Consider the following 24,790-nt stretch of genomic DNA (forward strand, 5'->3'; position numbering starts at 1 on the left):
CTCCCATGCTAATTTTGTGTTAATCGCTTCACGATTTTCACTGTTTCGTACGCCGCTTTCTCAATTTGCTCTTTCGTATTTCCAAGTCCGAAACTAAAGCGTACGGATGAACGTATTTGATCGGAGTCTTTGCCGAACATCGCTACTAATACATGTGATGGATCAATCGAACCAGCTGTACAAGCAGAACCACTTGACACTGCAATGCCAGCTAAGTCTAAGTTCACAAGGAACGGTTCAATGTTCATTCCTGTAAAACTAATATTAAGCACATGCGGTAAGCGATATTCTAAGTTTCCGTTTACCTCGAAAGTAATGTCTTCATTTTTGAAGACAGATACCATTATATCTTTAAACTCTTCATATTGGGCATTTTTTTGCTCACGAGTTTTTTCAGCTAGCAAAATTGCTTGCTGCAAACCAACGATACTCGGTACATTTTCAGTACCAGCACGGCGTTTTCTTTCTTGCTCCCCGCCTATTAATAACGGTTCAAATTTCACATTTGCACCAGCGAATAGGAACCCTACACCTTTTGGCCCGTTAATTTTATGAGCTGAAATCGATAATAAATCAATGCCGAACTCTTTCACATCTATTTCTACTAATCCGTAAGCTTGTACCGCATCTGTATGGAAATAAGCTTGATGCTCTTTTAGCAACTTCCCTATTTCCACGATTGGTTGCATCGTCCCAACTTCATTATTCCCAAACATAACGGATACGAGAATTGTCTCTTCTGTTAATGCCTTTTGTATGTCAGAAACTTGAACGCGTCCTGTTTCATCAACAGGTAAATATGTGACTTCAAACCCTTCACGCTCTAACAATTCACACGTATGCAAAATTGCGTGATGTTCAATTTGCGTCGTTATAATATGGTTACCTTTATGACGATTCGCACGTGCTACACCGATAAGTGCTAAATTATCAGCTTCTGTACCACCACTCGTAAATATAATTTCATTCGGATTCGCATGAATGCTACGTGCACACACACGTCTCGCCTCATCTACTGCATGGCGCGTTTGACGTCCATAAAAGTGAATACTAGACGGGTTCCCGAATATCTCTGTCATATATGGAATCATCTTTTCGACCACTTCTGGGTGAGTCGGAGATGTCGCAGCATGATCTAAGTAAATGCGTTCCATTAAATCTCCTTCTTTCCAAATCGTTTCACAAGGAATTAAATGTAAAACATATAGCCCCCGTGATTTTCTTCCTCATAACGTACTAAATCTTCTAACGTTGTACTATCTAACACTTCTTGCACCGCATCACGAACACGCATCCATAATTGGCGTTGTGCTGGTTCTTCTTCTTCTATCATTTCTACAACACTAATTGGACCCTCTAGTACACGGATTACATCCCCAGCTGTAATGTTAGCTGGCTGATCTGACAATACATATCCGCCATATGCCCCGCGCGTACTCTTTACTAGACGAGCGTTACGAAGTGGTGAAATTAATTGCTCTAAGTAATGTTCCGATAAGTCATGTGCCTGCGCAATTGATTTTAAGGAAATCGGACCTTCACCAAACTTTTTTGCAAGATCGATCATAATTGTTAAGCCGTAGCGGCCTTTCGTTGAAATCTTCATCTATTTTGCACCTCTTTTCAAATTTTCACTTCTATTGGTTATATCTTATTTATAAAAGAACACAATTTAAAATCCTATGAAATTATAGCATAATATAGTATTATAAGAAATTTCAACTTGTGTATCAAAATGATAACATAAAATCACATTGAAAAACTCGGAAATTATTACAATTGAAAGAAAAATGAAAATATTCATATTCATTTTTCTCACAAAACGGCACCCTATTTCAAATTCCACTAAAAAAAATGATACGATAGAAAGAGATTATACATTAAGGGAGACGGTAAAAATGAAACAACCACTCGCACATCGAATGCGCCCTACAAATATTCAAGAAATTATCGGACAACAACATTTAGTTGGTGAAGGAAAAATTTTATGGCGAATGGTCCAAGCAAATCATTTTCAATCTATGATTTTATACGGTCCTCCAGGCACTGGAAAAACATCCATTGCGAGCGCAATTGCAGGAAGTACCGGAACCCCTTTTCGCTTATTAAACGCTGTTACTCATAATAAAAAAGATATGGAAGTTGTCGTACAAGAGGCAAAGATGCATCGACACCTCGTTTTAATTTTAGATGAAGTACTTGTATAAATGTTTTTGGATTTAATATAAAGATTAACACCATAACCTTAATAATCCCTTCTACTATAAGGGGATTTCTTTTTATCCAATTTATACACAAAAGGATTAAATACATTGACAAAAAATTAAAAATACACTAAATTAAAATTAAATAATTCTGATTATTCAAAACAAAATAGAGCGAGGGGGATGGAATGTTTACAAATGATTATACTTTTATAGTTAAAGAGTACACTATGTTTCATTATATACAGGGAAAGGCTATTAACGAACGTGTAATAGGGATTGGAATTAAACAGATGCATACTAACGAAATTTATCCCTCTCCTATTACCAACTATATTAGAAATAAATATAGAAGAAAAACAAAATCCCTAAGCTCTCAAAGGAACGCAGCTTACGAACTAATCAAATTTTTAAACTATGTAAGGGATCAAATAAAACAAGGTCACGAGGATTTTATTACGCTAAGATACGATGGAGTATTTGGTTTGAAGCTCATACACGGTTCACATTATATTACCCATATGTCTATAAAAACCAAAAACAAAGAACTATCTTCTAATTATGTATACCGGATGGAAGGGTATTTAATTAACTTTTATAAGTGGCTAACTGAAAATCAAATTATTTCAGAACCAATAAATTTCGAAGTAGAATCTCCTTTTAACTCTCTTAATTTGGAAACCATATATCCTGGAAGAGAAGAGAATGTTTCAAGTAGACTTGTAGATTTCGGGGAGAATCGATATGACTTAGTACTAAAATTCATTAAAATTGCACAAAATGAATCACCTGATATAGCTTTAGGCATTTGTTTTCAACTATTTGGAGGATTAAGATTGGGTGAAGTAGTAAATCTAACTAAAAATTCTATACAGACCCCTTATTATTGGAACGAAAATGATTTTGGTGAGAAAAAATTTATTTTACAAATTAGGGATAGGACTATTCAATTATTTCCTCAAAAAAAGAATACTGCACACGAACAAGTAAAAAAACCACGTGACCAAGCACTATTAGTAAATCCAGTTCTATCTAAAATATATAAAGAACACAAACTATTCCTAAAACGAATGGAAAACCGGAATAAAGTAAAGAACAAAGATGCCCTTTTTGTTTGTACTAGAACTGGGAATGCAATATCAGGAAGTTCATATCAAAATAAATTTAAAAAAATCCAAAAAAGCTTTTTAAATCAACTAAGTCAAGAAGGACGCGTTCAAGATTACCTATTCCTAACAGATAAAGAATGGTCAACCCATATTTGTCGTGGCATATTCACTAATTTTTTATTACAAATTAATGCTAGCATTCCAGAAATCGCCATTGCAAGAGGCGATAAAAGTATTACCTCAATGATGAAATATGTTGAAGAGAAAAATGCCCTGGAATTAACTAAAGAAGCTTTAAATAATATTCAAAAAGCGTATAAGTCTCAACAAGCGACTATTAAAAAGACAACAAATAATAATTTCACTTTTAAGGAAGGGTTATACAAATGACGTTACAACCTATTTCAATAAAAGAAGCTTTGCTAACTATTGACCACCTCCCTTTAATTCCTGAAGAATTCAATACCTATAAAAACTCCTATGAAACATTTTGTCACATAAAAAAGACATATCCAGAATTATTACGTTTTTTTGGACATAAGTCATTTATAAGTCTAAGTAAACAAAAAGTAATTACAACTACAATTATTAAAAGAAAAACGCTGTATTCACTTTTATCTATCGCTCATTACAACCTTTACTACCAGATTTTTAAAGATTGTTATTATACACTCGGAGAAGCTTTACTACTGCTGGGATATCAAAAGAAAAATAACTATGCTCATTCTTATATAAATGATTTTTTATTAATGCACAAACTTGGTCTTATGGATATTATCTTACTGGATCATAAGATTAAAAATAACAAATACTTCATCTCCAAAAATAGTATTGCACACTTTCAAAAAGAATATATTTCTTTAACAGAAGCTGCTAAGGAAGCGAATATTTCAAGTGCCTCTATCAAATTTTGGTTGAAAGACTATAAAAAAGATATATTCCGCCTTAATAAAAAAGATATTAACTTTTTTTATATCCATCGAAAAGATTGGAATCAATTCTATCACAACAAAAAAAAGACTTATTACATCGCTCTAGATCGTGCTGCAAATGATTTAGGTATAACAACTTATAATTTGTTAAAAGTCGCTAAAGAATACAATATTCCTCATTCTCAAAAACAAAAAAATGCCCATCACTACTTTATAAAAGAAGATATTCAACACTTAAAAAGCTTACAAAAAAAGGTATGGGATGAAACTTTAAATAATTACTATACATCTGAACAGGTAGAAACAATACTCAAAATCGCTCCTAACTCAATACATAGCAGTTCTTATCACAACAGTATTCAATCAATTTTTGTGCCGCCCTTAATTTGTATGAACAAAGATGGCATCTCATTTAGGAATGGAAAAAAAATGATTTACCGTAAGCTCGATGTTGATAACCTTAATAAAAATCTACAAAAAAAGCTAAACATACAACAAATTATTTTCTCGACTAAATCAGAACCTTTTAATATTTTTTTAACTGCTTTAAAAGAAGCCGATATTATCTTTAATGATACTGGCAAGTTAACCAAAAACTATTGGTTAAAATATATAAAGCTAAAATTAGCAAATACGACAGCTTCAAATCATTCTATAGAAAAAGCACTTAGGGTTTATTTCAATACAACTGAATTACTTACCAAATTAACTAATACCAAAGAAATCTTCTTATACTCTAATAAAGAGTTGGATATAGCCGTATTCAATACCGAAGTTGGCTCTACTGTCAAAATTGAATTTTATAAATTCCTAAAAGCATTAAATAACCTTTATAAAACCAGTCCTGGAACCATCAAATTCAAAATAGATTCGCTACCAAATTTATATAAACAGCGATCAAAAAGAACAAATGATAAAACCATTTATTCCATTGATATGTTCATCAATTTAATTGATTATGTAAAAAACGTTTCCCATCATAAAACTAAGGCCATAGAAAGTATTGAGCTTTGTATCAATAACCAAAACAATGATCACTATGATTCTTCTTGGCTGTATGTACTATTACACTTAAATAACGCTTGGAGACATTTTGATGTTACAACGTTCCCTAGAATTCAACTTGATTGTACTCGACTGGAACATTTGGATCCTATAAACGCTTTAAAATGGCTAACAAAAAATGATTTAAATTCAGATGAAATAAACGCTATTTTAAATCAAGTAGATCAAATAAAATTTTTCCACTCTAAAACCAAGAAAAGAAGACATTTCTTTTGCTCAGAAGAATTAACGACTGCATTTGTCTATGCTGCTGTAATTTGCGAAATACATTGTCGCATATGTACTCCCTTATCTAATACACTTATTAATTTTAATAATAGGAAAAGCCTTTTCAAAAAGAAATTTCAAAATGCCTTTTTTGCGAATTTCAACTCTAATTTTCATTTTAAATCAAAACAAATGAATCGAACTCTTATTAGTTATATTTACAGTGTTATCAAAAAAATGACCAACCGAAATCCACTAGAAGTTACAAAATATATAAGAGGTCATATTAATGAAGAAACAACTCATATATACGTCGACATTCCTCAGGAACAAATGGACTTTATCACACATCAACTCTTTAATATGGGACATTTCGGCTATGCATACGACGCCTTAAATCAACTCCTTACTAACAATTCTTCTGATACCAGAGAAGAAAGAACTGCCCAAGCTATGATGGTTAAAGAAGTTTTTGGAGATATTCATCAAATCGAGCAACTTGCTACATATTTAACAAACTTGATAGAAGATCAAAAATCTGTAAGAAAAGTGCTAATGGGATACTCTCTAAAAGAAAAAGAAGAACTTTTTAACCTTATAAGATATAATCAACAACCAGCAAAAAAAGAGGGGTTTCAATGTATCTATAATGAATGTCCTTTCCCATCTAAAGACTGCGAAAGATGTCCATTTGCTATTATACATTTCTATGCACTCTCTCAATTAAGTGAAGATTTATTTGTTCACTTAAACGAATTTAAAATAAAGTTCCCCGTAACAAAGAAAAAGGGGGAAAAAATACGTTTAGCAAACAACTTATACACTTATTTACATTTGGTTTCTTCTGCTATAAAGCAATTTGGGGCGCCTACCGTTGCTACGTTTCTCAATAAAAGTCTTGATGATGTAAAAATAGAATTGGCTAGTATCCCTAGCGCAAAGGAATTAGTAACCATACCATACTTAAAAGGAGGTAATAGTTAATTGACATCCACATTCAATTATACATTGGAAGCACTCGATGAATTTAATGATTATACTTTTAACCTTGAAAATATAGTTGAGCAAGCCAAAGTTATTATTTCTGAAGAAGTCCGAGCGGGTAGAATGATTGAAGGTGAATTCAATAGTGATAAATGGAGATTTATCTCTATCACTCGCCATAATACCCTTCATATAAATTTTGGAGAATCCCCCAAAATTCCCTCTTTACAGAATGGGATCACAAAAAAAATTACTGCTATAAAATGTTGGATCGCAACCTTAATTCCTAATTATTCTATCGAAACAATAAAAAGTTATTATGAATACCTTAAAGAATTTTTACTTTTATCTCATAATCTCGATGAAACGTTTCAAGAACAAGTTCAACTCTATTTACTCCATAAATGTGATGACAGAAAAAGGTGGAATCTTTGTATACCAACTCTAAATTTTTTGGATTTTTACGAGGAGTTCGATAAAAATCAATTATATACGAACTTGCTATTAAGTATAAAAAAAGATATCAATATAAATAACGTTATGGGACTAGTGAGAAGTTTACCTTCTGCCCAAGATATCTTGGCTTTTTCTTGGGTGCTTGAAGATTTTTTCTTAAGTATTCAAAAAGAGGACAAGAATTACTTAAGATACGCTCCCATAGCTATCTGGTGGGAAATAAGTAACTTAATTCCAATGAGGCCCTCGGAATTCTGCGGAATTGAAAGAAATTGTTTGGTTGAAGAAAACAATAGGTTCTATATCCGATTACCTAGACTTAAGCAAAAAGAAAACACTCGTAAAATTCAAGTTATAGACAAAATTTCTATCCCCTTTTCCGTTTTTTCTAAGTTGAAAAATTATATTTCTTTAACCGATCCCTTTGGAGAGTCAGAAACATTAATTTCCTCATCCTCTATTAGATTACGTAAACTCGGTTCTAGAATAAATTATTTTGAAAACCGATTTACTTATAATAACCTTTGCGTACTACTTGATGAGTTTTACAAGAATATAGTGGAAGAAATTTATAAAATATCTTATAAAAACAGAATTCGACTAGGTGACACTAGACATTTTGCATTTTTAAATCTTATGCGACAAGGTTATCACCCAGTTGAAATCGCTAGATTGGGTGGACATACCTCGCTACAAGCTCAATATCACTATCAACAGCATTTAACATACTGGGTAGACGTAGAAATCGTCCAATTAATGCAACGTTTCAATTTTTTCCGTGAAAATGATGCTCGTCCCCCAAAAAATATCAACAACTATTCTAAGAATCACTCATTTTATTACTTAGATGATGAATTTATCCAAGAAAAAGTATTAAAGAGAAATAGCACTGGATTTAAGACTGAAGTTGAAATCGGATTTTGTACAGATCCAAATATGTATTGTCAAGTTGATAAGTGTTTTTACTGTGAGCATTGGCAAATTGATTCAGACGAATATTTACAAAAACAGAAAGAAATCGAAGCTGAATTGCAATCTTGTAAAAATGAAATCCAAAGATTAATAAAAACTATGAATGATTTATATCGTATTGCCTTAAATGAAAGCTTTGAAAATGACTTGTCTGAATTCAGCCAGGAATATAACAAAGACCTTTTTTATACCAAAAGTCAATTAGATCATATAGTAAATAAAACAATTCATTTTTCAAATAGGTTAGTACAGAAAGGAAAATAAATATACTATGACAAAAAAAAGAGGTAGACCAAAAAAAGAAATTCCTGCCGAGCTTATTCAAGATATAATATATAATTATTCAAAGAGCCAAAAAACATCTGGAAAAATATCTTATATGGATATTTTCCGCTATTCACAAGAATTATTTGTAAAAGGGGAAATTCCGTATTCACTCGGTGAGTTCTTCTGGCGAAAAGGAGAAGGAAGGAACGCAGTAGATACAGCCAACCAGGTTATTTTACATTCTTTTACTGACCCCTTTGATCAAGATGAAGTATATGTAGATACAGAAGATGCAATAAATAAGTTTTTTCCTAACAATGAAAAAAACAAACAAAAACTTATCCAAACTCTAAAAATGAACGAAATAAAATTAAAAAAATATATACATATTACCCAAAGACTTAATAAGGAATTATATCAAACTAAGAAACAACTATCTGATATCAAAAAAGAAACTCAATCGTGGAAAGAAACTGCTACAAAATATCAAGAAACAATGTTCCAATGGATGGAACTTAGTATAAACAATGATGTACCATTATCAAATTTAATAACAACTGGAACGACAAGAACAAAAGAAACCACTGAATTATTAAAATCAGCCTTATCTAACGATCCTTTAGAAATATTTCATAAAATGTATCAAACACGCCTGGATTTACTTAATAAAGTTACTTCAAACAAAGATATACCACCATCGCCAGTAAAGCATACTCGTAAAAGCATATTAGATGACATCGATTTCTAAAATAGAAACCACCTTTACTATATAGTAAAGGTGGTTTCTATTTTAATTATTACTACTATGTTTATTATTAATCCTTAGAAGTTCTAATTTCTCGTGTATTCTAGCATACCGTTTTTCTTCTCCAGATTCTTTTGGCTTATAATAGGTTGTTTCACGTAACTCTTTAGGCAAGTACTCCTGATAAACCCAACTATTAGGATAGTTATGTGGATATTTGTACTCTGTACCGTGTCCCAACTTTATAGCTCCTTGGTAATGACTATCACGCAAATGTATAGGTATCTCAAAAGTCTTTCCATTTCTAACGTCTTCAATTGCTTTATCTAATGATTTATATGCAGAATTTGATTTCGCCGACAAACATAACTCAATCGTTATAACCGACAAAGGTATCCTTCCCTCTGGCAATCCTAGTTTATTTACTGCCTCTATTGCCGGTAGTACCCTTGCACATAATTCAGGATTAGCTAATCCAATATCTTCGTAGGCTATGACAAGAAGCCTCCTACTGATTGATACTAAATCCCCTCCCTCAATCAACCTCGCTAGATAATACAGCGCCGCATCCACATCACTTCCTCGGATACTCTTCTGAAGGCTAGACAGCAGATCGTAATAGATATCCCCTTTTTTATCGTGAATAAAACCTTTATTCTGAACACACTGTTTAACAGTATCTTCTGTTACTATAATATTGTTTTTTTCATCTTTTTCTGAGGCCCAAACTATATCTTCAAGTAAGTTAAGAGCAGTTCTTCCATCACCAGTAACCTGAGCAATGGTTGTTAATAATTCATCGTTCATCATAATGTTCATCTTCCCAAGACCGTTCACTTTATCTTCTAATGCGTTTTTCAACAAAGTAGTAATTGCTGAAGGAGATAAAGGTTTTAAGCGCTTGATTTGCCCACATCTTGAAAGTATAGCATTATTAACACTATGGTATGGATTTTCTGTTGTTGCACCAATAAATGTAAATACCCCTTCCTCCATTGCTTTAAGAAGAGAATCCTGCTGACTACGATTAAACCTATGGATCTCATCAATAAAAATAAGAGCATTTCTTGTCAACCTTGCCTCTTCTATTATTGATTCAATATCTTTCTTTCCTGCAACTGTTGCATTTAAAGCATAAAAATCTTTTTTCATTGTGCCCGCAATAGCAAACGCAAGAGACGTCTTACCTGTACCAGGTGGGCCATATAAAATTAAAGAAGGTAAATGTCCATTTTTTATCATCTTATATAAAGCTGTATCTGATCCAATAATCTCCTCTTGTCCTACTATTTGTTCAATAGTAGTAGGCCTCATTTGATATGACAAAGGTTCAGAATTTAACATACTACACGCCCTTTCCCCAAAACACTGCCATAATCTATTTATAATTCGTCTTGATTATAGCTCAAAGAAATTCTTCACAACACCAAAAACGTTTCCTCAAAATTTAGGAACATCGCTAATAGGTTATAATGTATTCAATTTATTATTTAGTTAACTTTTCAATGTTGCATTGTTTTTTCACTTTAATTAATATTGTTCTGCCATCACTCTTTACTGACTAGATTGAATACAATTCAAAACTTTTAAATCCTATTCTTTATAAAAACAGTTATCTCTTCCAGGATAGAATCAAACCGCTTAAAAGGAACCAAATACTCATTACCAGAAACTTCTGTTAAAAAAGTTATCATAAATTTTTTAATTCTTGTGATTCCATCATTTAAACTATGTGCGGCTTGCAAAACGGTAATAGAATCTTTTGTTTGACCAGTTTGATCATTACTTTGAATAATATCTTGTATATGCGCTATAAAAATAGACGGCTTCATTTCTTGGTATGCATATTGATAAACTATATCGGTTTGGTGTAAGGTATTATAATGTCCTTTATGTCCACCTAATTCACATACCACTGCAAATAACATTTTTTCATATGCAGCCTCAAAAGGCTTATTAAATTCAAAAATGTCTATACCTAACATTTCTTCGAATTGTCTTTTTAATGATTCTTCTATTACAGAGCATCTTTTGTAAATATCCAAGCACCACATCGAATTTTCGCCAAAGATTATTTGATGATTCATTTCACTGGATTTCATATGAATATACACCTCAAGCTAATATAAAGTAAATTCAAAAGTATGCCAAATCAACATAATATCATTATGAATTATAAATTAAAACAATCTCTCCTGTGTTACTTTCCAAAGCATTACAAATAACTCCACCAAAATCTTTCTAATACAATTTATCATTTAAATTGAAAACATATTCAAAATTGTTTCACTCGTAAACAATCCTATTGTATGTTATATTCAATGCTATTTTTTGTATTATATAAGAGTTTTATTTATGGAAAAATATCTTTGTGCACCACAAGGAGAAAAAATTATTTAGAAATCCATATAACCATCCAGTTTTCTAAATCAATCAGTATAATACTTTATCGTTTAAAACCAAGGGGAATTCACCAAATAGTATTAAGGCAACCAGCTAAACATCCTTCGAGTAATTGCATCGCGTAATATCCTATTAATTTCTCTAAGATTATTTTGCGTATATACTATATCTTTTATTTCTTGCTCGATTTCTTCTCTGAATGCTTCTTTATCCTCTATATTTAATTTCGAAATTAACTTTTCAAGCTTCAAGCTCAAATATGTGTTTTTATCCTCTACACTTAGTGGAAAGAACTCACTCTTAATATCAAAACGGGATCTTAATTCAGGTGGTAATTTTGTAGTAAACGACTTCTTATCTAGATTAGAAGTAAAAATAATTACATATCCATTTAAATCAAAGACTTCCCCCAAAGAATTAGTAAAACTCCCCTCTTCCAATAGTTCTAGAAAAAAGTTAAACACTTTCTTATCTGCTTTCTCAAATTCATCTATTAGTATAATACCTACATCACTCTTTAAAAGCTTTCTTGGCAATTCACCATCATCACTACCAATAAACCCCCTAGGACTCCCTATTAAACTATTCAGTGAATCCTGACTACTATAATTACCAAAATTTATCTTTATTAATGAGGTATCAACATTAAAAAAGTTATGAATCTCTTTTGCAAACTCTGTTTTCCCGATTCCTGAAGGGCCCAGCAAAAATACTGATAAGACTTTATGTTCACCTATACTATTAAAAACACTAAAACTTTTTAGCTTTTCTATAAATGCATTCTTAAAATCATTATGCCCAATGATATTGGTGTTTAAATGATTATCTAAACGATCAATTCCATCATTTTTTAGATTGGTCACCTTTTTTATTAAAGCCTCTTCAACAGTTTCGCCGTTGAGATTTCCATCTTCTTTTTCACTTTTATTTATAGTATATAGAGGAAGTTTTTCAGATTCATCAAAAATAAATTTAAAAAGATCTAATGCCTTTTCTGCATACTTTTCTTCAATAATAAATCTTATTTCTACCTCTACAATTGTATTTAAATAGAGTTCAAATTGATATAATGATTCCTGATTTATCATTAGTAAAGAAATTGCGGATGTAAGATCAACTTCTACATCCAATCCTCTGTCTATATAATTATCAAGATGAGTTTTATTAGGAACTTGCGATATACTAAGAACAATGGCTCCCTGCTCATCCCTATCTTCATACAACTTATTAAAATACTCTTTTGAATACGTATAAATAGTATGTCGCATCATATTTCCACCTCAAATACTTTTCTTAGTATATATATCTACTTCCAAAACTGCATTCTCTGTATCCATTTTTTTATCCTACCCTCTTCTTGAACCACTTGCACTTCTTCATTAAAGTTGATTTCTTGAACAATAGCGATAATATCTATAAAGTACAATTTTCTTCCTTCCTCTGCCGTGTCAGCTTGCTCGGTTGGAATTTGACTTTGATCAGAGGGAATAAACTCTTCTTCCTCCGTATCTTGTTGCTCAGTCGCTTGATTAGTTAAATAATTGAATGTATTTTTTATAGATTCTAAACCAACTTCACCTTTATATATCCCTACTATACTAACATCTCCAATAAGGATATCATCAATGTTATATTCATTTTCAAATTCATTATCTACATTCATTGGTATTTTTAAGACAATCTCTTTATCCTCTACCTGTCCTCGTAATAAGTACGCATAATCTTTTAATACCGAATCAATTAGATTATTAACATCATACTCATCAACTGTTACTCCTTTTAACAGACCATTATTTAAGATTTTCAACTGCCTGATTTCTTCCTCATTATGTAAAGATAATTTTGATTTATTTAATTTGACTAAATCTCCCTCTTTAAGCTCTTCTATGGCATTTACTTGTTTACTTTTTTCGATTACTTTAGATAAATATAAGGATTTAGTTGTCTTAACTTCAATTATCTCTCTAAGGATATCACTATTAATATCTTTACCAGCTAAATTCGTTTTCAAAGCCGCTTTATTCTTCCAAGGAAGTGATAATGATACCTCTGCATTTCCCCCTCTATTCTTCTCTCTACTGTGTGTTTTTTCACGTTCTATTTTGGTTGTTATCGTATTATCAATCATCATTGAAATTTCATATGCCTTAGACAAGTTTAAGTAATAAATATTAAATTTCATACAGTTACTTCACTCCATTATACAGATTATTATTCAGCAGAATTTATTGCTCCTTCATTTTTAACATTTAGGCTTTGTTAAATTATAATGTTGATATTTTCGATAAAAATGACTTATTCTCTTAATAAGTCATTTTTAACTATTAGTACGGTTATTAATAATTTTCAGTGACCTCTTGGCTTCATTTCTTATAACCAATTGACTATCGTTTTGTTCTATTTCCACAAGAGTTTTAATGACATTGATGTCGTTAAAACTTTCAAATGCTCTGACCAATTTCCATCGGATAATGTTATCGTTGAAATTGTTCCCTAAACACAGAATAAGTGCATCAATAATTTGAGTATTAGAATGTATTTTGTTATAGAAACAAATGAAACCTATTGCATCAATAGCTTCCCTAATTGCAGGAATGTTATTTGTCTTTAGTACATCCATTAAAACTGGTATAATCTCTTCTTTCATATGAGCTAAAGTTCGAGCAATAATATCCCTCGGTAGAGGATAACTTTTCTTATTGAAACCATTAGTAGGTAATACTATATGTTGATTATTGCCTATCTGTCCTAAATATTCGACCATAATCTTTGCAGACTGGACATTGCCTTTTGAAAGTGCGTCACATAATTCAATCTTTGTATAGAGTTTTTTCTCTTGTTTAAGAGTATGAAGAAACAAACGAATCAAGTCATCGGTCAAATCATATTTCTCTGATAATATATTCACAGCGATAGTTCTTTTAAATGCTTCTTTGGATTTAAGCATTTCAAATAGTTCAATTTGTGTATGATTGCTATATTGTTGTAAATCTTTGCTTGTAATCTTCCCACGACTTTTTAACTGAGAATCAGAACTTTTCATTTTATTCCCCCTCATAACAATCGGTATAAAGTGATGTTCTAAGACTATCGTAGGTTGTATTAATTGAGAATAAGCAACTTTCGACAATCATTTTGCTAATAGATACATTGTCACTTTGGTGTTTAACAATATCTAAGAATTGAAACCAACTCAAATAATGGTCGAGGTATTTTGTAGCCACGCCATTAAATCGTTGCATCCAGCCTTTTAGACGGCTGTGATAGTTATTTACATTTTGGATATGATAAAGCCCTTTTACTCGTTCTGTTCCATCTGACTTAAAACGGTAATGCTCCAATCCTTTGCTTTTTGCATACGTAGAAAAAGCCCTCCAAGCATCGGTACATAGGATATTACCTAATGATAATTTAGAACCGATAGCCTTATCTAATTGAGTTTTCACAATTCGACCTCTACCAAGTACACCTGAAAACGTTGCTTTTTGGCGATCTCTTGCGATTAAAACACAAATTTGTTCGTGACTAATGCCCCGAAACTTTGAAGAACCCCCACGTTTTCGAGGTTTACGACCTTCAATGTTTCTTTTCCCCTTTTCAGAGTACAAAAAATATGTTTCATCCATCTCTACAATCCCTGAAATTGCGTTGAAATCCATTTGTTTTAGGGCGGACAATACTTTGTGTCTCCAATAGAACAAAGTAACATAATGAACTTCACCAATAAGGTCTGCTGATTTACGAAGAGAATAGCCTTCCAACATACATTTAATAAAATCCAACCATTTATCAGGTTTATGAGTACGGTAAAGGGGTGTCGAGGTTACATCTGTAAAAGTTTTTCGGCAATATTTACAGCGGTATCGTTGGCGTTCAATCTCCTTAAGACCGAGTTTTACCATATACTTACCGAAACGCACAACTTGTTTAGAGCCACAACTCACACAAGTATAGCCATCTTTATTTTTTCGTTCAGTTACTTCTTGAAATACAGGTTCACTTGCTGAAAATGACGCAAGTGAACTGATAAAAAATTCTTTTAATCTATGTTGTTCTGCTGAATTTAATTTTTTTATCTCTGCTATTAATTCCCTTAACGTCATTTAAAGCCCTCAAAACTAATGTTCGTCCATTTATTGTAGAACATTAGTTTGGTTTAATCAAATATCAACAGAGTTATTTAACATAGCCAACATTTAAAATAACATAGTCCTTTTCATTTATGTTATAAAATCAAATTCTGATAAAAAAACACTTCTAATTAATAAGGACTTCCAACATAAAGTCCTTATATATAAATATTAAAATAAAAAAAGCTATTTCATTACGCCAATAAGTCACTATTTCTACCTTATTTTCTTTCTTTTTAACTTTTAATAAGCTGTTTCCCCTTTATCCCTTACGGATACAAAATAACCCCTATTTTTATCATTTTTTGCAATCATAGTTAAAACTCATATTCCCCATAAATTCTCTAACTTCATAAAAATCACTTAATACTTAAACACATTAAATCTCACACTTATAAAGGCGATAATAATAATCCCCAATTATCATCTGGATCGAAGTAATCTTCAGCTCTATCTTCTTCATCTAAGGACCAGGCTCCAAAGAAATCCTCAACTAGCCCTTCCCTTGCAATCCAATATATATTAACTGGATCTAATTTTTTACGAATAAAATAGCCTAATCTGTAATAATCCTCTTGATCAAATACACAATCAGCCTCTTCTTTATGTTCGGATTTCATATATCCTTTATAAACATAACCATCATTTAAATCAGATGTTACTATCTCAATCATTTCTGTAATGTTTTTCTCCCTAGAAACCTGAAAAATTTCACTATTAAATTGAGCAACTTCAGTTAATAAACGACATACCTTGATTACTTCCGCATATTCTATATTTGTACTTTGATTTGTAACTTCTGAGATTCCCCTTGCAGGAAATCTATAAGAAAATAATTCTCGTAATCCCTTAGCTTCCTCAAGAATAAATTTCACCTTATCTGCTTCTTCTGAAGAAATAGCCCTTAATGATTCATAAGTTTGAGCAATTATTCTGTGATGAGTAAGCCTTATTAATTTACCGTCCCTCCATTCTATCGATGGATCAGCGAAAAGCAGCGCCCTACTAGTATTTAATACCGAATAATATAATAGGTACGGTTCAACTATTCTTAAATTTCTTTCTGCGGCAAATTCTAGTGAATTTAATAATAAAGTAGAAGATAAAATCATCTTCGTTGATAGATAATTTCGTAAAATCCATTCCGTTTTATATTCTTTTGACCAAGATTTTGTGTATTTAGCCGCAAATTTCTTTTGTCTTTCAGCATATTTTTTTAACTTTTCGACTGAAAAACAATTAATTTCTTCATATTCTACACCTGACTCTAAATTTGTTATATCACTAATTCTCATTTTTAACCCCTCGTTTTATTTTTTGTAATTCTATAACAATAAATAGGGATATTTTCCATATTCATCACTTTTCTCCCGATAATTTCTTAACTAAATTTTAATATGTAAACAACAACCTCAACATTATAATTAATTGAATTAAGTTCCCCTTTTATTTTATAACACTTTTGGTTAATAGCATAAAAATTTTAATAAAAAATTAAAATTCTGTCGCCTCTAAAAATAATCCTCCAATTTTTAAAAATCATTATATAAATATGTTTTTGTATTAAGATTAAGTTGTATGATTTTTATCCATTTTATAATGGATAAAAATCATACAACCCTTATAAATACAGAGCATAATAATTATAACCACTAGTTTAATACTTATACAAAAATTCACCGTCTAGATAAAGCAAAACAGGATTTTCTATTACCTCATTTAGAAAGTGGACTCCTTACCTTAATTGGTGCAACGACGAGTAATCCGTTCCATGCTATTAATTCTGCTATTCGAAGTCGTTGTCAAATCTTCGAATTACACGCATTAACAGAAGATGATCTTTTAATTGGCTTAAAACGAGCACTTGAAGATACAGAAAAAGGTCTTGGAGAATATGATGTAACTGTTACGCCTGAAGCATTACATCACTTTGCAAATGCATCAGGCGGAGATATGCGTTCCGCTTATAATGCACTTGAACTAGCTGTTTTATCTAGCTTTACAACAGATGACAAAGCTGCGGAAATTACGCTAGAAGTCGCAGAAGAATGCTTACAAAAAAAGAGCTTCGTTCACGACAAAGGTGGAGATGCTCATTATGACGTATTATCGGCATTTCAAAAATCGGTGCGCGGAAGTGATGTAAATGCAGCACTTCATTATTTAGCACGCCTTATTGAAGCTGGTGATTTACAGAGCATTGGTAGACGGCTTCTTATTATGGCATATGAAGATATCGGACTTGCTAGCCCACAAGCCGGACCGCGTACACTAGCAGCCATAGAATCGGCTGAACGAGTTGGGTTCCCAGAGGCACGTATACCACTTGCAAATGCTGTTATCGAGCTTTGCCTATCACCAAAATCAAACTCAGCTTATAAAGCACTTGATGCTGCACTACACGATTTACGTAACGGTCAAACAGGCGACATCCCAAGTCATTTAAAAGATAGTCATTACAAAGGCGCAGAATCACTTGGCAGAGGCATTGGATACTTATATCCACACGACAATCCAAATGGCTGGGTACAACAACAATACTTACCTGATAAAATTAAAAACAAACAATATTATAAACCGAAAACGACAGGGAAATTTGAGCAAGCACTTTCTACTGTATATGAAAGATTACAAAGTTCGAATAAAACGAAAAATAAAGGGTAACATAAGCGAAAACGTCACCATTATGGAGGCTTCGCTTATGAAAACACGTCAAGATGCATGGACAAAAGAAGACGATCTCCTTTTAGCAGAAACTGTTTTACGACACATTCGTAGCGGCAGTACACAAATAAAAGCATTCGATGAAGTCGGCGATACATTGAACCGCACTTCAGCAGCTTGCGGCTTTAGATGGAATGCTGAAGTACGACCGCATTACGAAGATGCGGTGCAACTTGCAAAAAAACAACGTAAAGAATTAAAACGCTCTGAAGCTAAAATAGAAAAAGAGCATTTCACGCAAACGAAACAACTCGTAATCGATGCCGAGTTTTCAGAAGATATTACGCCAAATAAACAAGAACTTACAATGCAAAGTGTCATTTCATTTTTGCAAAACTTAGAGCACAATAACCCTTCACTCGCAAAGTTACAAACTGAAAATGAAGTATTACAAGCTCAGCTCACGACTTTGAAAAAAACGAATCATGAACTGGAAGCAAAATTAGCGGTACTCTCAAAAAAACAACAAGCAATCGAAGAAGATTATGCAATGCTTGTTAGAATTATGGACCGTGCTCGAAAACTCGTTTCAGTTGAAGAACAAGAAGAACAGATCGCTCCAATTTTCAAGACAGATCAAAATGGAAATTTAGATATTATATATTCTGCTGAGAATTAGAAAAAGGATGTCACTTTTTTGACTAAGTGACATCCCTTTTTTTGGTGGAGAGTATATATGTATGTGTGTGTCGGTAAATGAAATTATATCAACGATTTTTCAAATATATCGACGATTCGACAAAGAATATCGACTTACCGACAAAAGTTGACAATAAAAACCCTTAAGTTCACACAAGGAAACACCAGGAAATAATTGGATATTTTCCACTTAAATGTTATTATAAACATATACTTTTAAAGGGAGCTGGTTACTATTTCTTTAATAGTTTTCAAAATAACACTCGGTGTTCTCGTCCTAACTTTGGCTCTTTTCACCATTAACAGTTTAAAAAAGACGTCCGCCTATACATCAGATAAATATGATCATTACTTACTAGCCTTACTTACATTTGAACTAGTAATAATGCAAATATCCCTATTTCTTTAATACATACAAAAAAAGCATATATCCGAAATGGATATATGCTTTTACTTTATTCTTGCCCTACACGTTTCACTTCTACGTTTTTAATGCGTTCACGTACAACGTGACTTGCCATAATTAAGCCTGCCACAGATGGTACGAATGCATTTGATGAAGGTGGTAATTTCGCTTTACGAATTTTTGCATTTTCGTCTGGTACGATTTCTTTACGTACTTCTTCACGAATTACGATTGGGTTTTCGTCAGAGAAGACAACTTTTACACCTTTTTTAATACCCTCTTTACGAAGTTTCGTACGAATTACTTTCGCAATTGGATCTGTATGTGTTTTAGAGATGTCTGCAATACGGAAACGAGTTGGGTCCATTTTATTTGCTGCACCCATACATGAGATAATTTTAATTTTACGACGTAAACATTGTTTAATTAAATGAATTTTGAACGTGATCGTGTCCGATGCATCCACTACGAAGTCTAAACCGTGTTTAAAGAACTCTTCATATGTTTCATCAGTATAAAACATTTCTAGTCCAATTACTTCGCACTCTGGGTTAATGTCTGCGATACGCTCTTTCATTAACTCTACTTTTGAACGTCCTACAGTAGATACTAAAGCGTGAATTTGACGGTTTACGTTTGTAATATCTACAACGTCTTTATCAACTAATACAAGACGTCCTACGCCAGAACGCGCTAACGCTTCAGCCGAAAAAGAACCTACGCCGCCAATTCCTAAAATACCGACTGTACTATTTTTTAATATTTCAAGTCCTTCTTTACCGAAGGCTAATTCATTACGTGAAAATTGATGTAACATTCAGCTCTACACTCCTATTACAAAAATGGTCTACCATGTATTCTAGCGTTTTTCCGACTATTTGTATAGAAAAAGTTATAGAATTCCTAAAAATACATATTTCAAGCATAAAAACATAGTATAAACCGGATTTTATTCCTTCCTAAATACACGTTTTAAAAAGAGAATCCAGAGAACTGAGCAGATCGAGGTAGAAGTACTACTCGAGCACCGGACTAGCATACGTAACGATGAGATGCGACAGTTATCTAAACCGGACTTTTTAAACTTCCCTTCCAATATACGTTTAAAAAGGAGGATTCAGAGGGCCAAGCTGCTCGAGGCGCTGAAGCCAGGAGGAGCACAGTGTAGCGTTACTACTCGAGCACCGGACTGGCGAAGCAACGACGAGATGCGACTGCCATCTAAACCGGACTTTTTAAACAACCTCTCAAAAAAAGTCTAGATGGCTATAGTATAACCATCTAGACTTTATTCTTACTTCTCTTCTTTTAAGCTTAATTTTAAGTTCAACTCTTCAAGCTGTGCTTCTGCAACTGGGCTTGGAGCTTCTGTTAATAAGCAGCTTGCGCTTGCTGTTTTCGGGAATGCAATTGTATCACGAAGGTTCGTACGGCCTGCAAGTAACATAACAAGACGGTCTAAACCTAATGCGATACCGCCGTGTGGTGGCGTACCGTATTCAAATGCTTCTAATAAGAATCCGAATTGCTCTTGTGCTTCTTCTTGTGAGAATCCAAGTGCTTTGAACATTTTTTCTTGTACGTCACGCTCGTAAATACGAAGTGATCCACCACCAAGCTCATAACCGTTTAATACAAGGTCATATGCTTGTGCACGCGCTTTTTCTGGTGCTGTTTCTAATAGCTCAACATCTTCACGGAATGGCATTGTGAATGGGTGGTGAGCTGCGAAGTAACGATCTGCATCTTCATCGTACTCAAGAAGTGGCCAATCAGTTACCCATAGGAAGTTAAATTTACTTTCGTCAATTAACTCAAGCTCTTTACCTAGACGTAAACGAAGTGCACCTAAGCTATCTGCAACAACGCTTTTCTTATCTGCTACGAATAGTAATAAATCGCCAGCAGTAGCTTCTAATGTAGCCATTAACGCGTTTGCTTCTTCTTCACCGAAGAATTTCGCAATCGGTCCTTTTAAGCCGTCTTCTTCAACTTTAAGCCAAGCTAGACCTTTTGCACCGTATACTTTTACGAATTCAGTTAATGCATCAATATCTTTACGAGAGTATTTGCTCGCAGCACCTTTTGCATTAATTGCTTTTACTTGTCCGCCGCTTTCTACAGCACTTGTAAATACTTTAAAGCCACAACCTGCTGCAAATTCAGATAGGTCTGTTAGTTCCATCTCAAAGCGTGTATCTGGCTTATCAGAACCGTAACGAGCCATTGCATCAGCGTATTTCATACGAGGGAATGGTGCACTCACTTCTACACCTTTTGCATCCTTCATAACTTTCGTCATCATGCGCTCCATCATATCTAAAATTTCATCTTGTGTTAAGAATGAAGCTTCGATATCGATTTGCGTGAATTCTGGTTGACGGTCTGCACGTAAATCTTCGTCACGGAAACAACGTGCTACTTGATAGTAACGCTCAAATCCGCCGACCATAAGAAGCTGTTTAAATAACTGTGGAGACTGTGGTAATGCATAGAATTCACCATCATGTACACGACTTGGTACTAAATAGTCACGTGCTCCTTCTGGTGTGCTCTTCGTTAAAATTGGTGTTTCCACTTCTAAGAAATCTTCTGTGTCTAAGAAGTTACGAATTGTTTTCGTTACGTCGTGACGCATTTTGAATGTGTTGAACATTACAGGACGGCGTAAGTCTAAATAACGATATTTTAAACGCACATCTTCTGATGCATCTGTATCATCCGCAATAATGATTGGCGTTGTTTTCGCTGCATTTAATACGTTTACTTTCGTTGCTTGTACTTCAATACGACCAGTTGCCATATTGTCATTAATTGCGCCTTCACCACGCTCAACAACTGTACCTTCTACGTGTAATACGTACTCGCTACGAATTGTTTCTGCTACTTCTAGCGCTTCTTTTGATGTTTCTGGGTTAAATACAACTTGTACGATACCTGTACGGTCACGTAAGTCGATAAAGATTAATCCACCTAAATCACGGCGTTTTTGTACCCAACCTTTTAATTGAACTGTTTGTCCAACTGCTTCTACTGTTACTTTTCCACATGCATGTGTTCTTTCAGCCACTGTAAGTTCCCCCTATATTAATTTCTCTGCTACGTATGAAGCAAATACATCTAATGCTACTTCTTCTTGTTCGCCTGTTGCCATATCTTTTAAGTTAATGATGCCTTTATCTAGCTCATCTTCCCCTAATACAGCTACAAATTTCGCTTTTAGACGATCTGCTGATTTAAATTGTGCTTTCATTTTGCGATCTAAATAATCTTTTTCAACTGATAACCCAGCTTTACGAAGATCAAACGCAACTTTCGCAGCATGGTCTTTTGCTTTTTCACCAAGAGCTACAACGTAACAATCGATACTATGTTCAATTGGTAATTCGATGTTTTCAGCTTTTAGTGCCATAATTAAACGTTCAATACTCATTGCAAAACCGATACCTGGCATTTCTGGTCCACCGATTTCTTGTACAAGTCCGTTATAACGTCCACCACCGCTTAATGTAGTGATAGCACCGAATCCTTCTGCTTCACTCATAATTTCAAAAACAGTATGTTGGTAGTAGTCTAAACCACGTACTAAGTTCGGATCTTTTTCAAATGGAACATCCATCATCGTTAATAGCTCTTGAACTTTGTCGTAGTATACTGCTGAATCTTCGTTTAAGTATTCTGTAATAGATGGTGCTGTTCCCATTAATTCATGGTTACGGTCCTTCTTACAATCTAAAATACGAAGAGGGTTCTTTTCTAAACGAGATTGACAGTCAGAACAGAACTCGCCAATACGTGGCTCGAAGTGTGCGATTAACGCATCACGGTGCGCTTGACGGCTCGCCGCATCACCTAAGCTGTTTAATACAACTTTAATATTTTTTAAGCCCATGCCGCGGTAAAACTCTACAGCAAGTGCAATTACTTCTGCATCAATTGCAGGATCGTTACTACCGATTGCTTCAATACCGAATTGTACGAATTGACGATAGCGACCTGCTTGTGGTCTTTCGTAACGGAACATTTGGCCGATATAGTATAATTTCGTTGGTTGTGTTGCGTCACCGAACATTTTGTTTTCAACGTAAGAACGTACAACAGGTGCAGTACCTTCTGGACGTAATGTTAAACTACGCTCTCCACGATCTTGGAATGAGTACATTTCTTTTTGTACGATATCTGTCGTATCACCAACACCACGTAAAAATAGCTCAGTGTGTTCAAAAATTGGTGTACGAATTTCTTTATAATTGTAACGACGGCAAATTTCGCGTGCTTGCCCTTCGATATACTGCCATAACTCAACAGTGCCTGGAAGAATATCTTGCGTTCCGCGTGGGATTTGAATAGACATATTCAGTTCCTCCTCAAATTGTTTTAATCTTAATAAAAATAAAAAAACTCCCGCCTCTACTGTTTGAACAGTAGGGACGAGAGTATTATACCCGTGGTGCCACCCTAATTGAAGCACGTATGCTTCCACTTTTTTAATAACGCTTAAATGTGCGTTCATCTCTACTAAGCATATACGCCGTTCAAGTTGAAACCTCTAGAGTGTCATTCAATCAGTCATCATGTAGAAATGTTTTCAGCCTAAGACATTTCTTCTCTTGCCATGTGTGTCTCATTTACTCTTCTCTATCAACGGTTATATTCATATGTAAATATAAAATTACTATACGTTTGTTGAGTAGGATTGTCAAGTACTCTAAGAGCGTTCAATCTGCTTCTTTAGACGCTTTACATCTTGAAGAGAAATTCCAAACTCAGAAGCGAGCTCCATTGAAGTATTGTTTTGCTCTTTTGAAATAAAATCATGAAAATTCACGTTAAACAATTGATTTGCACCATTTGTAACAGAATGCCCTTTTTCATTCATACGCATACGTATATCCCTCACATTCAATATGGATGTTTTACTCTTTATTGTTCCATATTGATTAGAGAGTTATACATAAACGAAAACGCTATTAATTCCAAAGTAAGTGAACCTTTCATCCGTGGGAGTTCACTTTCCACAAATAGCGTGATAAATGAACAAAACATACAACAATGTATAAAAAAGAGAGGATGATACCACCCTCTCTTCTTAAATAACACTATTTACTATCCACAATTAAGGTCACCGGACCATCATTGATTAAAGAAACATCCATCATTGCTCCGAACGTCCCTGTTTCTACATGCAATCCTTGTTTACGAACTTCCTCATTAAAGAAATCGTATAAATGCTCTGCATAGTCAGGTTTTGCAGCATCCATAAAGTTTGGACGTCTTCCCTTGCGGCAATCTCCGTATAATGTGAACTGCGAAATTGATAGAACTTGTCCTTCTACATCAAGTACAGAATGGTTCATCTTTCCGCTCTCATCTTCAAAAATACGTAAGTTCGCAATTTTTTCTGCAATGTAAGTTGCATCTTTTTCTGTATCTTCATGCGTAATGCCAACTAGTAATGTTAAACCGAACGGAATTTGTCCTACGATCTCACCGTCTACTGTGACAGACGCTTCTTTTGATCGTTGTAAAACAACTCTCATCTTTTCT

General features: G+C 33.6%; 19 protein-coding genes, 2 pseudogenes and 1 other annotated feature. Of the genes and pseudogenes, 7 read left to right on the forward strand and 14 right to left on the reverse strand.

The genetic code is table 11. The features are described from left to right. Window positions 1–8: 8 nt before the first annotated feature. Together FOT98_RS05435 and cymR are read right to left on the reverse strand one after the other, a co-directional pair. Entirely contained in the window at window positions 9–1,154 is a 1,146-nt protein-coding gene (locus FOT98_RS05435; RefSeq protein ID WP_063260755.1) for a cysteine desulfurase family protein, read from the reverse strand. Between the two features lie 35 nt (window positions 1,155–1,189). After that, entirely contained in the window at window positions 1,190–1,606 is a 417-nt protein-coding gene (cymR, locus tag FOT98_RS05440) for a cysteine metabolism transcriptional regulator CymR (protein ID WP_000704116.1), read from the reverse strand. A gap of 292 nt (window positions 1,607–1,898) precedes the next feature. Here cymR and FOT98_RS05445 point away from each other — a divergent pair. The 5 genes and pseudogenes from FOT98_RS05445 to FOT98_RS05465 all read left to right on the forward strand — a co-directional run. Continuing rightward, window positions 1,899–2,198, forward strand: a pseudogene (locus FOT98_RS05445) (AAA family ATPase); the annotation flags it as partial. Window positions 2,199–2,392: 194 nt separating this feature from the next. Continuing rightward, window positions 2,393–3,703 carry a site-specific integrase gene (locus FOT98_RS05450; protein WP_063260754.1) on the forward strand — a complete coding sequence of 437 codons (1,311 nt, stop codon included), beginning with the start codon at window positions 2,393–2,395 and terminating at the stop codon, window positions 3,701–3,703. Continuing rightward, complete coding sequence (locus FOT98_RS05455) at window positions 3,700–6,501, forward strand: hypothetical protein (RefSeq protein ID WP_063260753.1); 2,802 nt, start codon at window positions 3,700–3,702, stop codon at window positions 6,499–6,501. Before FOT98_RS05450 ends, FOT98_RS05455 begins: the two co-directional genes overlap by 4 nt. After that, entirely contained in the window at window positions 6,502–8,193 is a 1,692-nt protein-coding gene (locus tag FOT98_RS05460; protein ID WP_063260752.1) for a site-specific integrase, read from the forward strand. It abuts the gene before it with no gap. 7 nt (window positions 8,194–8,200) lie between these two features. Further along, the gene (locus tag FOT98_RS05465; protein ID WP_063260751.1) at window positions 8,201–8,944 is read left to right on the forward strand and encodes a hypothetical protein; all 744 of its coding nucleotides are present in this window, start codon (window positions 8,201–8,203) and stop codon (window positions 8,942–8,944) included. A 42-nt stretch (window positions 8,945–8,986) separates the two neighbouring features. Here FOT98_RS05465 and FOT98_RS05470 read toward each other — a convergent pair whose 3' ends face one another. From FOT98_RS05470 to FOT98_RS05500, 7 genes are all read right to left on the reverse strand, one after another. After that, window positions 8,987–10,285: a replication-associated recombination protein A gene (locus FOT98_RS05470; protein ID WP_063260750.1), complete on the reverse strand. Its 1,299-nt coding sequence runs from the start codon at window positions 10,283–10,285 to the stop codon at window positions 8,987–8,989. A gap of 242 nt (window positions 10,286–10,527) precedes the next feature. Then, a complete protein-coding gene (locus FOT98_RS05475; RefSeq protein ID WP_063260749.1) occupies window positions 10,528–11,043 on the reverse strand; it encodes a hypothetical protein in 516 nt (171 codons plus the stop codon). Between the two features lie 381 nt (window positions 11,044–11,424). After that, a complete protein-coding gene (locus tag FOT98_RS05480) occupies window positions 11,425–12,615 on the reverse strand; it encodes an AAA family ATPase (protein ID WP_080467565.1) in 1,191 nt (396 codons plus the stop codon). A 35-nt stretch (window positions 12,616–12,650) separates the two neighbouring features. Continuing rightward, a complete protein-coding gene (locus FOT98_RS05485) occupies window positions 12,651–13,526 on the reverse strand; it encodes a hypothetical protein (RefSeq protein ID WP_063260747.1) in 876 nt (291 codons plus the stop codon). A 135-nt stretch (window positions 13,527–13,661) separates the two neighbouring features. Continuing rightward, entirely contained in the window at window positions 13,662–14,387 is a 726-nt protein-coding gene (locus FOT98_RS05490; RefSeq protein ID WP_063260746.1) for a HEAT repeat domain-containing protein, read from the reverse strand. A 1-nt stretch (window position 14,388) separates the two neighbouring features. Beyond that, window positions 14,389–15,447 (reverse strand): IS1595-like element ISBce20 family transposase, encoded by a 1,059-nt coding sequence (locus tag FOT98_RS05495; protein WP_063260745.1) that lies wholly within the window; start codon window positions 15,445–15,447, stop codon window positions 14,389–14,391. Window positions 15,448–15,866: 419 nt separating this feature from the next. Then, on the reverse strand, window positions 15,867–16,769 hold the full coding sequence (locus FOT98_RS05500) for a hypothetical protein (protein WP_063260744.1): 903 nt from the start codon (window positions 16,767–16,769) through the stop codon (window positions 15,867–15,869). Between the two features lie 376 nt (window positions 16,770–17,145). On the opposite strand from FOT98_RS05500, the pseudogene FOT98_RS05505 reads away from it, so the two are divergent. Further along, a pseudogene (locus FOT98_RS05505) lies at window positions 17,146–18,138 on the forward strand (replication-associated recombination protein A); the annotation flags it as partial. A 37-nt stretch (window positions 18,139–18,175) separates the two neighbouring features. After that, window positions 18,176–18,817, forward strand: a complete 642-nt coding sequence (locus FOT98_RS05510; RefSeq protein ID WP_063260742.1) for an RsfA family transcriptional regulator — start codon at window positions 18,176–18,178, stop codon at window positions 18,815–18,817. A gap of 475 nt (window positions 18,818–19,292) precedes the next feature. Here the strand turns inward: FOT98_RS05510 and FOT98_RS05520 are convergent, their stop codons facing one another. From FOT98_RS05520 to FOT98_RS05535, 5 genes are all read right to left on the reverse strand, one after another. Beyond that, a complete protein-coding gene (locus FOT98_RS05520; RefSeq protein WP_000903182.1) occupies window positions 19,293–20,060 on the reverse strand; it encodes a tRNA threonylcarbamoyladenosine dehydratase in 768 nt (255 codons plus the stop codon). Window positions 20,061–20,537: 477 nt separating this feature from the next. Further along, entirely contained in the window at window positions 20,538–22,313 is a 1,776-nt protein-coding gene (gene aspS / locus FOT98_RS05525; RefSeq protein ID WP_000840887.1) for an aspartate--tRNA ligase, read from the reverse strand. A gap of 12 nt (window positions 22,314–22,325) precedes the next feature. Then, window positions 22,326–23,597 (reverse strand): histidine--tRNA ligase, encoded by a 1,272-nt coding sequence (gene hisS, locus FOT98_RS05530; RefSeq protein WP_033656406.1) that lies wholly within the window; start codon window positions 23,595–23,597, stop codon window positions 22,326–22,328. 69 nt (window positions 23,598–23,666) lie between these two features. After that, window positions 23,667–23,897: a binding site (T-box leader), on the reverse strand. A gap of 54 nt (window positions 23,898–23,951) precedes the next feature. Then, entirely contained in the window at window positions 23,952–24,128 is a 177-nt protein-coding gene (locus tag FOT98_RS32245; RefSeq protein ID WP_001242605.1) for a hypothetical protein, read from the reverse strand. A gap of 214 nt (window positions 24,129–24,342) precedes the next feature. Next, the gene (locus tag FOT98_RS05535; protein WP_063260741.1) at window positions 24,343–24,783 is read right to left on the reverse strand and encodes a D-tyrosyl-tRNA(Tyr) deacylase; all 441 of its coding nucleotides are present in this window, start codon (window positions 24,781–24,783) and stop codon (window positions 24,343–24,345) included. Window positions 24,784–24,790 lie beyond the last annotated feature (7 nt).

The sequence above is a fragment of the Bacillus sp. HY001 genome (assembly GCF_007558965.1).
Taxonomy (GTDB): Bacteria; Bacillota; Bacilli; order Bacillales; family Bacillaceae_G; genus Bacillus_A; species Bacillus_A mobilis.

Coding starts and splice junctions, on each gene's coding strand:
- FOT98_RS05435 (WP_063260755.1), bottom strand. CDS start 1,154: ATGGAACGCATTTACTTAGATCATGCTGCGACATCTCCGACTCACCCA.
- FOT98_RS05520 (WP_000903182.1), bottom strand. CDS start 20,060: ATGTTACATCAATTTTCACGTAATGAATTAGCCTTCGGTAAAGAAGGA.
- FOT98_RS05450 (WP_063260754.1), top strand. CDS start 2,393: ATGTTTACAAATGATTATACTTTTATAGTTAAAGAGTACACTATGTTT.
- FOT98_RS05455 (WP_063260753.1), top strand. CDS start 3,700: ATGACGTTACAACCTATTTCAATAAAAGAAGCTTTGCTAACTATTGAC.
- FOT98_RS05500 (WP_063260744.1), bottom strand. CDS start 16,769: ATGAGAATTAGTGATATAACAAATTTAGAGTCAGGTGTAGAATATGAA.
- FOT98_RS05510 (WP_063260742.1), top strand. CDS start 18,176: ATGAAAACACGTCAAGATGCATGGACAAAAGAAGACGATCTCCTTTTA.
- FOT98_RS05470 (WP_063260750.1), bottom strand. CDS start 10,285: ATGTTAAATTCTGAACCTTTGTCATATCAAATGAGGCCTACTACTATT.
- FOT98_RS05535 (WP_063260741.1), bottom strand. CDS start 24,783: ATGAGAGTTGTTTTACAACGATCAAAAGAAGCGTCTGTCACAGTAGAC.
- hisS (WP_033656406.1), bottom strand. CDS start 23,597: ATGTCTATTCAAATCCCACGCGGAACGCAAGATATTCTTCCAGGCACT.
- FOT98_RS05495 (WP_063260745.1), bottom strand. CDS start 15,447: ATGACGTTAAGGGAATTAATAGCAGAGATAAAAAAATTAAATTCAGCA.
- FOT98_RS05485 (WP_063260747.1), bottom strand. CDS start 13,526: ATGAAATTTAATATTTATTACTTAAACTTGTCTAAGGCATATGAAATT.
- FOT98_RS05480 (WP_080467565.1), bottom strand. CDS start 12,615: ATGATGCGACATACTATTTATACGTATTCAAAAGAGTATTTTAATAAG.
- FOT98_RS05490 (WP_063260746.1), bottom strand. CDS start 14,387: ATGAAAAGTTCTGATTCTCAGTTAAAAAGTCGTGGGAAGATTACAAGC.
- FOT98_RS05475 (WP_063260749.1), bottom strand. CDS start 11,043: ATGAAATCCAGTGAAATGAATCATCAAATAATCTTTGGCGAAAATTCG.
- FOT98_RS32245 (WP_001242605.1), bottom strand. CDS start 24,128: ATGCGTATGAATGAAAAAGGGCATTCTGTTACAAATGGTGCAAATCAA.
- FOT98_RS05465 (WP_063260751.1), top strand. CDS start 8,201: ATGACAAAAAAAAGAGGTAGACCAAAAAAAGAAATTCCTGCCGAGCTT.
- cymR (WP_000704116.1), bottom strand. CDS start 1,606: ATGAAGATTTCAACGAAAGGCCGCTACGGCTTAACAATTATGATCGAT.